Origin of the sequence: Ruegeria jejuensis (assembly GCF_041537905.1) — a bacterium.
In the GTDB taxonomy this organism is placed as follows: Bacteria; Pseudomonadota; Alphaproteobacteria; order Rhodobacterales; family Rhodobacteraceae; genus Ruegeria_C.
The window spans coordinates 15,265-31,550 of the sequence record NZ_JBGRUO010000025.1 but is presented as its reverse complement, the minus strand read 5'-3'; the positions used below and the strand labels follow the sequence as shown (position 1 = coordinate 31,550).

14 protein-coding genes are annotated in these 16,286 nt (G+C 60.5%); 6 read left to right on the top strand and 8 right to left on the bottom strand.

Features of this window, described 5'->3' with window-relative positions; all coding sequences use genetic code 11:
* Positions 1–80 precede the first annotated feature (80 nt).
* From AB1E34_RS22000 to AB1E34_RS21980, 5 genes are all read left to right on the top strand, one after another.
* Complete coding sequence (locus AB1E34_RS22000) at positions 81–1,442, top strand: MFS transporter (protein ID WP_372574459.1); 1,362 nt, start codon at positions 81–83, stop codon at positions 1,440–1,442.
* Between the two features lie 256 nt (positions 1,443–1,698).
* Positions 1,699–2,073: a DUF3302 domain-containing protein gene (locus AB1E34_RS21995; protein ID WP_372574458.1), complete on the top strand. Its 375-nt coding sequence runs from the start codon at positions 1,699–1,701 to the stop codon at positions 2,071–2,073.
* A gap of 16 nt (positions 2,074–2,089) precedes the next feature.
* Entirely contained in the window at positions 2,090–3,235 is a 1,146-nt protein-coding gene (locus tag AB1E34_RS21990) for an HlyD family secretion protein (protein ID WP_372574457.1), read from the top strand.
* A gap of 63 nt (positions 3,236–3,298) precedes the next feature.
* Positions 3,299–4,831, top strand: coding sequence for an efflux transporter outer membrane subunit (locus AB1E34_RS21985; RefSeq protein WP_372574456.1), 1,533 nt, complete (start codon positions 3,299–3,301; stop codon positions 4,829–4,831).
* Between the two features lie 14 nt (positions 4,832–4,845).
* Positions 4,846–5,925: a class I SAM-dependent methyltransferase gene (locus tag AB1E34_RS21980; RefSeq protein ID WP_372574455.1), complete on the top strand. Its 1,080-nt coding sequence runs from the start codon at positions 4,846–4,848 to the stop codon at positions 5,923–5,925.
* Between the two features lie 173 nt (positions 5,926–6,098).
* Here AB1E34_RS21980 and AB1E34_RS21975 read toward each other — a convergent pair whose 3' ends face one another.
* Together AB1E34_RS21975 and AB1E34_RS21970 are read right to left on the bottom strand one after the other, a co-directional pair.
* Complete coding sequence (locus AB1E34_RS21975; protein ID WP_372574454.1) at positions 6,099–6,428, bottom strand: GYD domain-containing protein; 330 nt, start codon at positions 6,426–6,428, stop codon at positions 6,099–6,101.
* A 297-nt stretch (positions 6,429–6,725) separates the two neighbouring features.
* The gene (locus AB1E34_RS21970; protein ID WP_372574453.1) at positions 6,726–7,067 is read right to left on the bottom strand and encodes a hypothetical protein; all 342 of its coding nucleotides are present in this window, start codon (positions 7,065–7,067) and stop codon (positions 6,726–6,728) included.
* Between the two features lie 403 nt (positions 7,068–7,470).
* On the opposite strand from AB1E34_RS21970, the gene AB1E34_RS21965 reads away from it, so the two are divergent.
* On the top strand, positions 7,471–7,800 hold the full coding sequence (locus AB1E34_RS21965; protein ID WP_372574452.1) for an NHLP leader peptide family RiPP precursor: 330 nt from the start codon (positions 7,471–7,473) through the stop codon (positions 7,798–7,800).
* A 156-nt stretch (positions 7,801–7,956) separates the two neighbouring features.
* On the opposite strand, the gene AB1E34_RS21960 is transcribed toward AB1E34_RS21965, so the two are convergent.
* From AB1E34_RS21960 to AB1E34_RS21935, 6 genes are all read right to left on the bottom strand, one after another.
* Positions 7,957–8,277 carry a DUF202 domain-containing protein gene (locus tag AB1E34_RS21960; RefSeq protein ID WP_372574451.1) on the bottom strand — a complete coding sequence of 107 codons (321 nt, stop codon included), beginning with the start codon at positions 8,275–8,277 and terminating at the stop codon, positions 7,957–7,959.
* Positions 8,278–8,289: 12 nt separating this feature from the next.
* Positions 8,290–10,899 (bottom strand): bifunctional lysylphosphatidylglycerol flippase/synthetase MprF, encoded by a 2,610-nt coding sequence (mprF, locus tag AB1E34_RS21955; RefSeq protein ID WP_372574450.1) that lies wholly within the window; start codon positions 10,897–10,899, stop codon positions 8,290–8,292.
* Positions 10,900–11,106: 207 nt separating this feature from the next.
* Positions 11,107–12,999 (bottom strand): PhoX family protein, encoded by a 1,893-nt coding sequence (locus AB1E34_RS21950; protein WP_372574449.1) that lies wholly within the window; start codon positions 12,997–12,999, stop codon positions 11,107–11,109.
* 138 nt (positions 13,000–13,137) lie between these two features.
* Entirely contained in the window at positions 13,138–14,142 is a 1,005-nt protein-coding gene (locus tag AB1E34_RS21945; protein ID WP_372574448.1) for an ABC transporter ATP-binding protein, read from the bottom strand.
* Positions 14,139–15,140 (bottom strand): ABC transporter ATP-binding protein, encoded by a 1,002-nt coding sequence (locus tag AB1E34_RS21940; RefSeq protein WP_372574447.1) that lies wholly within the window; start codon positions 15,138–15,140, stop codon positions 14,139–14,141. The genes AB1E34_RS21945 and AB1E34_RS21940 overlap by 4 nt, the downstream gene beginning before the upstream one ends.
* On the bottom strand, positions 15,137–16,285 hold the full coding sequence (locus tag AB1E34_RS21935) for an ABC transporter permease (RefSeq protein ID WP_372574446.1): 1,149 nt from the start codon (positions 16,283–16,285) through the stop codon (positions 15,137–15,139). The genes AB1E34_RS21940 and AB1E34_RS21935 overlap by 4 nt, the downstream gene beginning before the upstream one ends.
* Between the last annotated feature and the right edge of the window lies 1 nt (position 16,286).

Here is a 16,286-nt window from a genome sequence, read left to right as displayed (position 1 = left end):
TGTGGACGGAATACCGCTTATGCGCGCGCTCCGTGCGCATCGGGCCGAAATTGCGTTGCCCTTTGCGGGGCCTTGTTTTTATGCTCGCTCAACCCCGCCCCGAAAGCCAAGCGCAGCCGATGACCACCCAGCAGGACACCACCCAGAAAAACAGCGCGGCGGTTGCGCGTCGGAACGTGCCGATCCTTGCGGGGCAGGGCGCGTTCAACATGATGGCCTGGTCGATGGCCAGCCCCTCGATCGTGCTGGCCTTTCTGGCGATCTCGCTTGATCTGCCGATGTTTCTGGCCGGGCTTCTGGTGACGATCAGGCACGGGGCCGGCACACTGGCCGATATCTTTGCCTCAGACAGCATCGCGCGGCTATCCAGGAAGAAGGGCGCGATCATCTGTATGGATATCGCGGTGGCGGTCTGCTTCCTGCTTGTTGTTGTCGTCACTTTGCAGGGCGACCGCACGGCCACGATCGCCGCCTTTGTCATCGCGATTTTCATGATCGGCGTGCTTGAGGAAATCAAGGCGATGCTGATCGTCGATTTCGTCAGCGACAATATGGACAGGCGGAGCCGCATGCAGGTCAGCTATGTGCAGAAGGCGATCGGCGGGGCAGGAACCATTGCGCTGGTTCTGCTGGTCCATCAACTGATGCAGGACGCGCCCGCGCTGTCACGGCATTCCACCGTGGTGATCCTCGGGGTGCTGTGTTTTGTCCTTTCGGCGGTCTCAATGTTGGCTTTTCGGGAAACTGCGATCTCTGCAGGGGCTGCGCCTACGCCGGGTGATCGCAAACCGTGGGCGCCAACCGGCTTTCTGATCCGTGCGTGCGACTTGTTTGTCGAGCCCTGGTTTCGCCGGTTCATGGTCATCCGGCTGTCTTTTGTGGTGGTCGGCCTGTCAGTGCCGTTTTTTGCGCTGATCGCGGCCGAGGCGCATCACAGCTCGGCCAAGGGTCTGACTGCTCTGATCATCTCTTCCGCAGCGGCCGTTCTTGTGGCGACACCGCTCTGGCGGGTGCTGAACGGTTTTTCGCTGAAGCTGGTGATGGCGGTGGCGGCGCTGATGGTTGCAGTGACCGGTTGCGCCTTGGTGGCGCTGCACTACGCGGGCATAGACCATGACATCCATGTGCATGCGGTTTCACTGTTTCTGGTGACAATCGCGGTGACGGGGCTGGGTGGTGCCCGTTCGCTCTATTTCATGGAGGTGGCCCCGAAAGAACAGCGCGTTGCGGCGAAGGCGGTTTCTACCAGCCTGGCCCGGATCGCAATTGTCGCCATTTCCGCCGCGCTGGCCGCAGTCGCCCATTCGGCAGAGGTGGCCTGGGCGATAGTCTTTATCACGCTGGTCAGCCTTCTGGCTGCACTCCTCAGCTTTTGGATAATCCCTGTAAGTGCAACTGAGAACGCGCCACAGGAGGCAGAGCCCGAGCCCAAAACCCATTGATCTGGTACAACGGAAATGACCGAAAGCCGGTCGCCACGCTTGCCAAGACAACCCTCGGGTGACACAGTTCTGCAAAAGACGATGGCATACAAGCCACGCAGGAGGTTGATCGAGGGCATGATAACTTCTTTGTCAATAGATGTGCCGGTGACAACGTCGCAGGATGTCTTGGGTTGTTCTGCCGGCAGAACGAAACCTGCTGAACGAACTGGAAAGCGGCAGCTGACCCGCGCCGCTGCAAAACCGGAGGGATGCCATGGGGCTGCTTGGCGCACCGCTTGAACGCTACGATTACCTGACTTTTTTAGCGCTGATCCTGATCCTGGCAGCGGTGATGGGGCTGTTCCTGTTCCTGATGGGCCTGCCGGGCCGCATCGCGATCAAGCGCAACCATCCCCATGCCGAAGCGGTCAAGATCATGGGCTGGATGGGATTTTTGGCCGTTGTGCCCTGGGTTCATGCCTTCATGTGGGCCTTCCATGATGGGGTAACGGTTGATCTGCGCCGGATGCCCGAAGATGAGAAAAAGAATATCCGAAAGGAAATCAAGAGATTGGGCGGCGAGGTTAGTGAAGAATACAGCGAGGCAGGCGACAATCATGCCGCGCCGGATGACAGTGCAAAGAGCTAGGGAAAGCTAACCGGATATGTTCGTCGCACTCTGCATCACGCTCTTTTACATCATTTTCGTCTGGTTCGTCTTCTTCAAGGCGCAATGGCTGAAGTTCAATATCGCCTGGGGCATCGTTTCCTTCTGGGTCGGTGCACATCTGCTGCTGATCTTTCTGGTGGCGCTGCGCTTTTTCCAACCGATGTCGATCGACAGCCATGTGGTGCGTTCGACCATCCAGATTGTGCCGCGCCTGACCCAACCGACATTGCTGTCTGAGGTTTTGGTCACCCCGAACCAGCCGGTCAAGAAGGGCGAGCCGCTTTATAAATTCGACGATACAATTTTTTCGCAGCAACTGGCTTTGGCACAGGCGCAACTGGCCGCCGCCGAACAGAACGCCAAAGTGCTGGAGCAGGACGTGATCGCCGCCAGCGAAGCGGTGGTGCGCGCCAAGGCGCAGCTCAGCTATGCCCAGACCCAGCAGGCCCGCTATCAGAACCTTGTGCCGCAGGGCGGTGCCCGTCAGGAAGAACTAGACCGCTGGAACGAGCAGGTGATCGAGGATACCGCAAGTGTTCACGAAGCCGAAGCCAATCTGGTCAAGGCCAAGCTGGGGCAAGGCTCGCAAATCGACGGCGTCAATACCGGGGTGGCCGAAGCGCGCGCGCAACTGGCCGAGGCCCAGTATTTTATGGACAACACCACGATCTACGCGCCCGCCGACGGCATGATCGTCTCGCAACAGGCAAAGCCTGGCCTTGTGGTGGGTGAGATTCGCCTGGGCGCGATTGCCAGCTTTGTCCTGGATGAAGCCCCATATATTCTCGCCTCTTATCGCCAGCAGAACCTGAAATTCGTCGAGCCGGGCCAGCCGGTCGAGGTGGCGCTGGATATTTACCCCGGTGAGATCCTGAACGGTGAGGTCGAAGCGGTCTGGTGGGCCACCCGGCAGGGGCAATACCTGCCTTCGGGCCGCTTGCCCGGCTTTGTGCTGCCCAAGGCGCCCGGCCATATCGCGGTGCAGATCAAGGTGGATGTGCCCGAGGGGCATACCTTTCCGGCAGGCGGACACGCGGCAGTGGCGATCTATACCGGCAAGGGGCAGAGTTTCGAGTTTCTCCGACGTATCAACATGCGGATTTATTCCTTCGCGAACTTCATCAGGCCGCTCAACATCTAAGGCCAAAAAAGACAAGGCGGGCAGGGCATGACAGGCAGGGGCAGAAAGAGTATCGGCAGATTGATGACGCTCTGTGCGGCGGGTGCGTTGGCCGCCTGCGCGCCGCTTGGTCCTGATTTTGTGCGCCCGAACTCGCCCGTGATGAATCAATGGATCGAGGCCAACAGCCCCAGCGCCAGCCAAAGCTCGGGCCTGACCGCGCGCAGCGAACCGGTTGTGGAGTGGTGGAAGAACTTCAATGACCCGACCCTGAACAAGTTGATTCGCCAAGCTTACGCCCAGAACCTTTCGTTGCAGATCGCAGGCGCACGCGTGCTGCAAGCGCGCGCGCAGCTCGGTATCGCCTATGGCGAGCTGTTTCCGCAATCGCAGGCGGTGGGCGGATCGGCCTCGCGCCGGGTGATCAGCGAGAACCTCGATCCGATCCGTGAAATTCGTGAGGTGGTGCCGTTTGATACGGATTTCACCACCAACCAGATCGGGTTCGATGCAACATGGGAGGCCGATGTCTGGGGTGCGCAACGGCGTGGCGTGCAATCGGGCAAGGCCAACCTCGCCGCGCAGGTTGCCAATTATGACGACGCTCTGGTGACACTGACCGGGGACGTTGCCGCGGTCTATATCAACATCCGCGCCCTGCAGGAAACGCTCCGCGTCGCGCAGACCAATATCAAGCTGCAGCAAGAGGCGGCCGATATCGCCCAGATCCGGTTCAATAACGGGGTGACGACCGAGTTGGACGTGCAGGAATCGCTGACGCTGCTCAACAACACCAAGGCGCTGGTGCCGCAGGTGGAAAGCGATCTGCAGCAGGCCAAGAATGCGTTGGCCGTACTGCTGGGCACGACCCCGTCGAAAATGACCTCGCTGCTGGGCACCGGGCGCATCCCGGCGGCGCGTTCGAACATTGTTTCCGTCGGTGTTCCGGCCGAATTGCTGCGCCGCCGTCCCGATATCCGCGCCGCCGAGCTTGAGGCCGCCGCGCAATCCGCACAGGTCGGGATCGCCATGGCCGATCTCTATCCGCAGTTCATCCTGTCGGGCTCGATCGGGCTGCAGGCCTCGGCAAATCAGAACCTGTTCAACAGTTCCGGCACCACCAGTCTGGCCAGTGCGGGCGTGGTCTGGAACGTGCTGAACTATGGCCGGATCAAGGACAATGTCCGCGCCCAGGACGCCGCCTATCAGGAACTGATCGCGAATTACCAGAACACCGTGGTCACAGCGTATTCCGAGGTCGAGAATGCGATGGTCGGCTATACGCAGGCACGCAAACAGGTGGGCTTTTATGACCAGAGCGTCAAGGCCTCGGACCGCTCGGTCGAGATCGCCATCGATCAGTATCAGGGCGGGACGCAGGATTATTCCCGCGTGATCGATGCGCTGTCAGCGGCCTTGCGCGCCGATGCCGATCTGATCCAGGCGCGGGCGGCGGTGTCGAACAATCTGGTCGCGATCTACAAGGGGCTGGGCGGCGGATGGCAAATCCGGCAGGGGCGCGAATTCCTGCCCTCAGACGTGCTGGCCGAGATGTCCTATCGCACCGATTGGGGCGATCTGCTGAGCCAGGATCCGGAAGGGGCCAGCATTCGGTAACGGAGCGCGCGCGCATGCAAGTCACCAAGGGGATGGTCGGGCACGGCTTTTATGACGGCCATTCCGCCCCGCAATGGGAGGCCACGGCGCATGTGCTGCCTTGGCTGGAAGAGGCTGCCGCCGCGCTGGACCTGCCCGATCGCGGGGTGATCACGCTGGCCGATTTCGGCTGTTCCGAGGGCCGCAATTCCGTCGCGGTGATGCAGCACCTGGTGACGGCGCTCAGGACCCGCAGCGAGCGGCCGATCCGGACCATTCACAGCGATCTGCCGACCAATGACTTCACAGACCTGTTTGCCCTGCTGAACCCGGAGGCTGGCAGCGCCTTTGCGGATGACCATGTCTATTCCTCGGCCGTGGCGGGCACCATGTTCCGGCAGTTGCTGCCACCCGCCTCGGTGCAGATGGCGATGACATTCAACGCCATCGGGTTTCTCAGCCGCAGGCCGCTCGACCGCCTGCCGGGATACATTCTGGCCAACGGCCCCAGCGCCCTGAACCCCGTCGGTCATGTCAGCACGGCAGAGCGGGCCGCCTTTGCGCAGCAGGCTGATGCCGATCTGCGCAGCTTTGCCCGCGCCCGCGCAGCTGAACTTGTTCCGGGCGGCAAACTGTTGATCGAGGTGTTTGGTGCGGGCGAAACCTTGCGCACCTGTGACGGCATCTATGATGTGCTCAACGACGCGGTGCTGGACGCGCTGAAGGCCGGGATGCTGACGCAGGAGGCTTACGCGCGCTATTACCAGCCGGTCTATATGCGCAGGCTCGACGAGGTCCTTGCCCCGTTTGAGGACAGCAATTCGGATCTGAACACCCTGTTCATGCGGGAGCGATCCGAACTCTACGAGATCCCTGTTTCTTTTGTCGACGCTTTCCAACAAAACGGCGATGTGGCGACCTATGCAAAGGCCTATACCGATTTCTTCCGCGCCTTCACCGAGACGTCGCTACGTTTGAACCTTGCTGACAGCGCGGATCTGGAAGGCCTTTTGCGCTATATCTACGCCCGCGCCGAACAGCGCGTCTGCGAGACGCCCGAGCGCTACCCGTTCAACTACATCGCCATGGCGGTGTTGCTGACCCGGAAGGAATAGACTGTTCCGGCGAAGCTGTCGGTCAAACATCGCCGGAAACTCGGCTCAGGCCACCCTGCCACCGCCCTGACTCGATACGGGCAATGAAGCGGGGTTTCCACAGCGTGAACCGCGACACGCAAAGACCCGACGGGCTCCGCCCGATCACGGCATTTTCAAGCCTGATGAGGGCCTTAGCCGGCCGGTTTGAACTTGGCGGCGAGCCCTCCTGCCTTTCTCTGCGCTTCCATGAACTCTTCGCTGGAATATCCGCGAACCGTTTTCATGTTGGACACGGTGCCAGTCGCCCCCGCGACCATTAGTGCGGGCACTATATCTTCCCCATCTGCCGCTTCGCAGATCATTAGGAAATCAGTTTCACCTGTCGTGGCATAGTAGGCAATCACCTTACCGCCAACCGCCTCAACCAAGGGCTTAACAGCGGCAGCCCGATCAGATGGATTCGCCATCATGCCTTGGATCGCCTGAGCGGTATAATTTCCGGTAACAATATAAGTAGCCATGTGTTCCTCCCACCAAACTTGATTAAAAATATTGCAATACTAGCGTATTCTCTCGAATCCACGGCATATTTTTTGCGATCCGCATCCGTACGGATGAAGGAGGGAAACACAGAGACCTTCTGACCGTTCTCGGGGAGACATCACCGGTTGGCCGCATTGAGCCCGAGCTGTGAGCGGAAGTTATTCCGCTCCCACGCGACGAGCAGACTAGCCATTCGCGATGTAGGCGACGAAGTCGAGCAGTCTATCTTCGTGTGTTTGGGCGTTCAAGACGCCAGCCTTTACACATCCACCGCGTTAGGGGACAAATGTGATCGTAATATTGGGTGGGAGCGTGACCGTGCAGGTCAGCCCGCTGATGGACTGGGTTTGGCAGAATTGCGTACTGCCGCCCGTCGCACCAACCAGATCATTGTCAGAGACCTCACCCTGCGTGGGTGCCGCTGGGATGTGCAGGTATTTCCTGTCCGCCGTGTCTCGCACCACCTTGAACTCCATGTTCTGGGGCAGTTCGCCGACAATTTCCTCAATCGCCGCCTTCGGGTCGCTCTCAAGGCGCGCGCTGAAGGCTTTGTCAGTCCAGGCGCGCTCATAAATCGCGGCGAGTTTCTCGCTACTTTTCTGATGTGTGTCAGTCATCCGTGCCTTCCTCTCAGATTGGGCCGCGCCGGGATCTGCCCCGGGAAATCGGCTTTCTGATATAAAGCTAGGCTGGCAAGCTGCGTCGTTGATGAAGCGTTGGTTAAGAAAGCTAAAGTTCTGATCCCGGCGTTGCGGGCGGTTGCGGCGCAGATCGGGGTCGCCCTCAAAAGGCGCGGCGCCGCGTGCCAGTCAGAACCGGTCAAGTTCCGGGCCTTGGGGGCAAGCGGCCAGTTCTGAATCGCAATGCTCAGCAGGCACGCATTTTCGAGTGTTCCGGCGGCATGAGCCATTCTTAACGGTCTGCTCATCCGGGGTGCAGCTTCCGCTCCTAGCTCAATGAGCCTAGCGGCGTCTCAAGCGGGGCTTCTCCCGCGCGGGGTATAAGGAGAGGAGCAAAGCTATGACCATCGCGCACAAACGGAGAGGCGCAGACCAACTTAGCGCCATCTATGAGCGCGCCTGGGCTGACGAGGCGTTCAATGCCCGTCTGAAAACCGATCCAAGAGCGGCGATCGAGGATGTCGTCGGTGAACTGCCCGCTGATATCGAGATCAAGGTGGTGCAGGATACCGCCGATACGAAGTATCTTCATATTCCGGCAGCCCCCAAACAGCGTGAAATCTCTGACGCCGAGCTGTGTACTGCGCAGGGCGGCACAACCTTTTTCTGTGTAACGGTAACATTTCCGCTGCCTTCTTCGATGACATGCCCGATCGATGACCCGATCTAACGGACGGCTTCTGATCCCTAGCATCTGAACAGGCGGGCGCTGGGGCGCCCGCCGAAAGCTGAGCGAAAACCCTCGCATTGATCTGTTGCGCGGCGCTTTGTAGGTGACGGTTTTGCGTTTTTCGTCGCGCACGACGCGTCTGGGCGCAAACCGCTATCAGGAGACGTGCAGCACAAATGCCCCGAGCAGCGCAAAAAGTGACCCGACGAGCACCAACAGCATGATGTCGGCGGTGTCTTCGTAGTCGTCCGTGGCCTTGTCACTTCTGATCCGGTGATGCATGCGCCGCATCCGCACATAAGCCAGCAGCAGCACCAGTGCGCCCGCCACCATCATCAGCGTTTCGGTCCAGATCGTCACCGGTTCGTCATTCATCCGCGTCGCCACAAGGCCGAAGCCCACAATCGCGATGACCGTACGGACCCAGGCCAGAAAGGTCCGCTCGTTTGCGGCATGTTCGCGGTAACTGTCGATCATCGGCGCATGCTCCTACTTCGTCAGGCCCCGCAGCCCGCCCGAGACCAGCACGTTGATCTCATAAAGGATGCGGGGGGCTGCCAGACCGCCGGGGCTGGCCAGATAGTTCGGGCTCCAGACCGGGTCGAATTTCTGCTTGAAGGACCGCAGCCCCTCGAAGTGATAGAACTGCTCGCCATGTTCATAGACAAAGCCACCGATCCGGTTCCAGAGCGAGGCCAACTGGCGGTTTTCAATCCCAGAAAAGGGCGCGGCGCCCAACGAGAACCAGTGAAAGCCCTGTTCCGCGCCCCACAGCATCATTTCAGCGAACAGCGCATCCATGATGAAACTGGGGCTCTCGGGGTCATAGCGCATCAGGTCCAGCGACAATTCGCTTTTGTTCGCGCCCTGAAACAGGTTGGCAAAGGCCACGATCTTGCCGCTCTCACCATCGCGCAGCACGGCATGGTCGAAATTCAGCAAATACGCCTCGCTGAAGCCACCCAGTGAGAAGCCTTTCTCTTCGCCCTGTTTGTTGGTCAGCCATTTGTCCGAGACCTCTTTCAGCTCGGGCAGGGCGGGTTGCAGCTCATCCTTGGGGATGATTTCGAACATATAGCCTTCGCGCTCGGCGCGGTTCCGGGCCTGGCGGAAGCCTTTGCGGGGTTTGCCGTCCAGCGTGAAGCCGGTCAGGTCGGCACGCGCCACCTCGCCGATTTTCAGGATCGAGAGGCCCAGATCGAGGAAGGTGGGCAGGTAGCGGGGCGAGACGCTGTAGAAGGCGCAGCGTTTGCCCTCCTTGTCGGCCTTTTCGCGCAACTGCCAGATCAGTTGCTTGCCCGCGTCCTCATCGCCCACCGGCTCGCCCTTGCTGATGAGCGAGCTACCGGTATCGGCATAAGCCAGAAAGGCGTTCTCATCCTCGGCGATCAGGAATTGCTTGTCGCCGGTCAGGCAAATCAGCGCCTCGGTATCCTCGCTGGCCATCGCCAGATCATGCACCACCTGCGGCACCTCGAAGTTGCGTTGATCGGGTACCCGCTGGCTGAGCAGCGAGTTCAGCGCGATAGCGGCCAGGATTAGCGCCACCACAAGGCTGGAGCGCAGGAAGCGCGAGGCATCGGCGTTCCAGGCGAAGTCCCACCACAGATCGCTTTGGTATTCGACATGGGAATAGGCAAAGAGCCCCAGCCAAAACACCGCCGCCAGCAGCGCCACGATGCTGACAAACCACGGCACGTTCAGCCGGAAGATCGAGGCCCCGGCCACGCGGTAAAAGGCCCCGCGAAAGAGGCCGAGAAAGCCGATGGTCAGCAGCATGCTGAGCGCCTCGCGCACGTCCAGCCCCTTGCTGAGCGAGGCGACAAAGCCCACGCCCATCAGGATCATCGCCACCACCCAGGCCCGGTAGAGCTTACGATAAAGCCCGCGCGAAATCAGGATCAAGAGCAGCCCGGTGATGCTGCCGATCAGATGCGAGGCCTCAACCAGCGACAGCGGCAGCACGGCGCGCAGGATGCGCATGCTTTCATTGTCGGCGGGCAGGGTGCCCGAAACCAGCAGGATGATGCCCGCGAACATGGTCACGGCAGCGGCAGCGATGGGAACGATGGGTTTGACGATGCGATAGGCGACGGTTGCGGCCGAGCCGACTGCGCGCCGCCGTGCCACGGTCCAGACCACCGCGATGCCGCAACAGGCGATGGCAAAGGGCAGCAGCGTGTAGATCAGCCGATACAGCACAAGCGCGGCCAACACATCTGACCGGCCAGCTGCGCCCAGCCCTGCAATTACCGTTGCCTCAAAGACGCCAAGCCCGCCGGGGGCGTGGCTTAGCACGCCCAGCGCAATGGCGGCAATGACGACGGTGAAGAAGTAGGGAAAGCCAACCGCCAAATCGCTGGGCATCAGCACATATAATGTCATGGTCACACCCAGCAGGTCACCGATGGCCGCCAGCGTCAGCAACAGCGCCAGACGGAAGCCGGGCAGATCAAAGCCGAAGCCGCCGATAGCCAGCCTCCGCGCGCCCAGTGCCAGCCATGCAAACAGTGACAGCAGACCACAGAGCAGCACCGCGCCGATCAGCGTCTCCGCGGTGTCGTTCAGCGGGATCACCGAGGACAGGCCCTGTGGATGCAACGCCATGAGTATGCCCAAGACCAGCGTCAGCCCCATCCAGAACGCCACCCAGGAGGTGGCGATGACACCAGCCACCCGCTCCAGATCCAGCCCCAGCGAGGCATAGATGCGATAGCGCACGGCGGTGCCGGTGACATAGGAAAAGCCCAGGAAATTCGACACCGCGTAGCCGCTGGCCCCGGCCATGCCCGCGATATGCGCCGGGACCTTGCCATCGGCCACGCTGCGCACGGCGAAAATGTCATAGAAGGACAGGCTAAAATAGCTGACCGCCGTCCAGCCGATGGCGGCGATGAAAATACGCCAGGGGGTGTCGCTGATATCGGACTTCACATCCGACCAGCTTACCCGTGCGGACAGATCATGCAGGGCAAAAAGCGCGATGCCCGTGACCAGGATCGGAAGCACCACTTTGGTCAGCGGATGATGCAGCAATCTGGTCAGGAACTCGGCCGGTGCGGCGTGTTCTGGGTTGGAAGTGTCCTGTTCTGCGGCCATGATCCCTGTTCCGGTGGGTCGTTTCTATGTCCGGAACGCGTTTGCACCGCCCGGTTCTGCTCGGCCCGAGCATACATGTCTGACGGGCAACGCAAAGACAAAGTTCCACCAAGTGGATACGCAGGAACGGCTTTGGCGCCCGTGCCTGTCAGCCAAACGCAAAACGCCGCCTCAAAAGGCGGCGCTGCAGAAATTTTCGGGGCTGGATCAGCCGAGGATGCCGTTATCGTCACGCTTGATCGCGATGATCGATGAGCGCGGCAGGCCCTCGCCATCGGGCCAGGTGCCGCCAGGGTGCTGGATACCCACGAACATGGTGCGCAGGTCGTCCGACCAGGTCAGGCCGGTCACCTCGCAACCGCTTGGGCCGGTCAGGAAGCGGACGATCTCACCTGTCACCGGGTCACCAACCAGCATCTGGTTGTTGCCGTTGCCCGCGAAGTCCCCTTCGTTGTCGTCATCGCCATCGGTCTGAATCCAGACCAGACCGGTCGAATCGATGGCCATGCCGTCGGGCGAGTTGAACAGATTGCCTTCGTTCATATTGGCTGATCCGGCATAAGCGTCGCTATGCACGGTCGGGTTGCCCGCCATCACATAGAGGTCCCACTCGAACCCGTCTGCGGCATGGTCATCATTCGCAGGACGCCAGCGCACGATCTGACCGTAATGGTTGGTGTCGCGTGGGTTGGCAGGATTGGCCGAGGTATCGTCACCACCCGCGTTGGGCTTTACGCCACGGTTCTTGTTGTTGGTCAGGCAGCAATAGGCTTCGACCGCAACCGGACTGGTGGCGACCCATTCGGGACGGTCCATTGTGGTGCCGCCAACTGCTGAGGCCGCCATCCGGGTGAAGATAGCGATATCGGCGGGTTCCATCCCGGTGGTTTCAGACGTCAGCGCCAGCCATTCACCGGTCTGGTCCTCGTTGAACTTCGCCGCGTAAAGCGTTCCGTCATTGAGCAAACCTTCGGTCTGGCCGCCCGGTTGATAGACGCCATTCGAGACAAACTTGTACAGGTATTCGCCCCGCTCATCATCGCCCATATAGACCACGACACGACCATCCGGCGCGATGGCCACCGCTGCGTTCTCATGCTTGAATCGACCCAGCCCGGTATGTTTGACCGGGGTGCTTTCGGGATCGGTTGGGTCAATCTCGACGATCCAGCCGACGCGGTGCGGCTCGTTTGGGGTCTTGGAGGTGTCAAAGCGCGGATCGTAACCTTCGTACCCGTTCCAGCTTTCGGCCTGCACCCCATAGCGAGCGAAGCCATCCGCGACCTTCTGGTCATAGCTGGCCGCCTCATCGGTCGAGCCGAAATAGCCGTTGAAGTTCTCTTCGCAGGTCAAGTAGGTGCCCCAGGGCGTTTTACCTGCACCACAGTTGTTCATCGTGCCCAGCGAGGTGGTGCCGGTCGGGTCAGCCTCGGTCTTGAGCAGGTCGTGACCGGCGGCAGGGCCGACGATTTTCATAGGGGTGTTGTGGTGAATACGACGGTTGAAGGGGCTGTCTTTGACCACGGTCCAGCCCTCGGGGGTCTCGGTGATTTCCATCACGGTAACGCCCTGGATGTTCTGAAGTTTCTTTACCTCGTCGGCGCTGCCGGGATTGCCTGCGCGCAGCTTCGGCAAGTTGATTTTTCGGTTCGGGTATTCATGGTTGATAGCGATCAGTTGGTGACCATTGTGATCGAAGGTGAACATGCCATCAGTATTTTCGCCAAAAACGCGGTCGGACTTTTCGACCGGGCCACCGCCGGTGATGTCATATCCGTCGGCATCCGAGAACAGCGGATCGCCCCAACGCGCAAGAACCTTCCAGTTATAGCCTTCGGGCACATGCACGGTGTTATCGGTTTGTGCCGCGATCGGGGTGAAGGCAAAGCGCGATGCGTTTTGTGCCTGCGCTGAAGTCGAGGACATCAGACCAGCCCCCATTGCCGCCGCACCCGAGCCAAAGGCCAGCACGCCACCCAGGAAACCGCGGCGCGAGATCGCGCGTTCAACCACACGGTCAAACTCGTTTTCTTCAGGGCGGGGGAAGTTCAGTTCATCCCAGTCGTCGGGGGACAACTCGATGGGGTCGATCTTGGTCATTTCTGGCTCCATAGCTTGAATGCCCGCACCTTTACGAGGTTCATGTGACAGGCAGTTGAAGATTAGCCAAATCCCCGATCTGGCAACGAAAAAGTTTCGAAGACGAGGTCAGGGTTGCATTGATGGGCAAGATGCCGCTTATGCGCGAGTCGCCTCAAGCAACTCGCGCCAGCGGTGGCAGGACACTTCATGCCCGTCGCCGGGGTCTTCCAGCCGGGGTTCTTCGCTTTTGCAGCGGTCGATGGCGTTGGGGCAGCGGGTATGAAACTTGCAACCCGGCGGCTGATTCAGAGGCGAGGGAATCTCGCCCTCAAGCTTTTGCGCCTTGCCGCGATCATCGGGGTCAAGCGATGGGATCGCGGAAAACAGCGCGCGGGTATAAGGATGCCGGGGCATCGCGAATAATTTGCGTGTTGGCGCGGATTCCACCAGGCGGCCCAGATACATCACCGCCACATGGTCGCAGGTATGGGCAACCACCGACAGGTCGTGGCTGATGAACATAAAGGTCAGCCCCAGTTCGGATTGAAGCTGTTTCAGCAGGTTCAGCACATCGGCCTGAATAGACACGTCCAGCGCCGCGACGCTTTCATCGGCCACCACGAATTTCGGCCCCGAGACCAGCGCCCGCGCGATCGAGATCCGTTGCCGCTGCCCGCCCGAAAAGGCGTGCGGAAAGCGGCGCAGATGTTCCAGGTTCAGCCGGCATTTCGCCGCGATCTCTCGCACCCGCTCGTCAGTTTCCTGGCGCGAGGCGGTCAGGCCCATGACCTCAAGCGGTTCGGCGATGATATCGCGCACCGTCATGCGCGGCGACAGGGCGGCATAAGGGTCCTGAAAGATGAGTTGCGCGCGCTTGCGGTAATCTTTCAGCTCGGCCCCGTCGAGCGTGGACAGGTCATACTGGACCTCGTCATCGCGATAGATCGCGCGCCCGTCCGTGATCGGCGCCGCCTTGAGCAGCGCGCGGCCCAGCGTGGTTTTGCCCGACCCGCTTTCGCCGACCAGACCGAAGAACGAGCCGCGTTCGATATGGACCGAGACCTCGTTCACGGCCTTGAGTACCGATCTGCGCAGGAGGCTGCTGCCAAGCGGGTAGCCAACGGTCAGTTGGTCGGCCGAGATCAGGATATCATCGCTCATGCGCCGACCTCTTTGGTGTCATGCAGGTGGCAGGCCACCCGATGTGTTGCGTCTAACTGCGTGTCATGGGGCAGCTTGGTTTTGCAGATATCGCCCAGGATTTCCTGACAGCGGGTGTGAAATACGCAACCCGGAGGCCGCTCCAGTGGCGACGGGATATCGCCGGGCACCGGTGTCAGCGGCGCTTCCAGATCGTCAAGCCGGGGCAGGGCGTGGATCAGGCCGCGCGTGTAGGGGTGTTTTGGGTGGCGGATCACCTCGCGCACCGGGCCTTCCTCGACCATGCGGCCCAGATACATGACGCAAACCTTGTCGGCGGTCTGCGCCACCACGCCCAGATCATGGGTGATGAAGATGATGCCCATGTGAAACTCGTTGACCAGATCCTTCATCAGGTCGATCACCTGAGCCTGGATGGTCACATCCAGCGCCGTTGTCGGCTCATCCGCGATCAGCAGTTTGGGCTGCGTCGACAGCGCCATGGCGATCATGGCGCGCTGGCGCATACCGCCCGAAAGTTCAAAGGCAAACTGGTCGATGCGCTTATGCGGGTCCGAGATGCCGACGCGGTCCAGCATCTCGACCGAGATCTCCTTGGCCCGGGCCTTGGACATGTCGCCATGCAGCTGCAGCTGTTCGATCATCTGGCTGCCGATCGTGATGGCCGGCGCGAACGAGGCCATCGGTTCCTGAAAGATCATGCTGATCGCACCGCCGCGCACCACGTTCAACTCGCGCGCGGTGCGCAGCGACAGCACGTCGACCTCGCCCGTATCGGTGTGCAGCGTGATCTTGCTTTGTGGCGCATAGACGGCGTTGCGGGCGTTCAGGTGCATAAGCGACTTGGCGGTGACCGACTTGCCGGACCCGCTTTCGCCCACCAGCCCGATCACCTCGCCCTTGGCCAGCGAAAAGCTCACATCATCCACCGCCGTGACCAGCCCCTCATCGGTGCGGAATTGCAGCGTCAGGTTTTCAACGTCGATCAGGGAACTCATTTGTGGCTATCCGAATAAGGGTCGGCGGCATCGCGCAGCCCGTCGCCCACAAAGACGAAGGCCATCACCAGCGCGATGAAGAAGATGACGGGAATGAAGTACCATTGGTAATTCAGCAGCACATCCGCCGACGTCACGCTTTGCAGCATGACGCCCAACGAGTTGACCGGGTCTTTCAAGCCCAGCCCGATAAAGCTGAGCGCGGTCTCGCTGAGCACCATGTAGGGAAATGAGATCACCAGATCGACGATAATATAGCTGGTGAAGCTGGGCAGCAGGTGGCGCCGGATCACGTGGCCCGGCGAAGCGCCGCAAAGCTGGGCGGCCAGCACGTATTCCTGATTGCGTTCGGTCAGCAGATGGGTTCGGACGCGGCGCGCCAATGTGGGCCAGCCGATCAGGCCGAGGATCATCGATATGATGAAGAACCGTGTCTCGGCCGACCATTCCTGCGGAATGAAGGCAGCAATGGCCATGAAGAGCGGGATTGCGGGCACCGTTCGCACCGCGTCGGTGATCATCTGTATGAAACTGTCGATCCAGCCGCCGTAATAGCCTGATATGCCGCCAATGATCAGCGCCAGCACAAAGGCAATCACCACGCCGATCGTGCCCACCTGCATCGAGGTCCAGATCGCATGCAGCGTTCGCGAGAAGATGTCCTTGCCGGTGGCATCGGTGCCGAACAGATGCACATAGCCCTCTTCGACCCCAAACAGATGCCGGTCCATCGGGATCAGGCCGAAAAGATTATAGTCCCAGCCCTTGGGCAGGAAGGTGAAATAGACCCGCTTGTCCTCGTTCACCTTGGTCACCCAGCGGAAATTGGTCGCCAGCGAGCGCTCGCGTTCTACCGGATGGATGAAGGGCCGCAGCGAACAGCCATTGCCGTCGCAGAATTGCGGCAGTTGCGGCGCGCCGTTCAGGTAATCCTTGTCGCGCCCGGCAACTGTCGGATCATAGGGCGACAGGAACGAGGCGAACAGCCCCGACAGCAGCAGCCCGATCAGAACCCAGGCGGCGATCATTGCGCTGCGTTGTTTCTTGAACCGCGCCCAGATCAACTGGCCTTGTGAGGCGGTGAAATAGGCCTCTTTGGCCTTCTGGTCGGTCTCGGTGGCGGGGTTTGTGGTTTCTGATGTCATG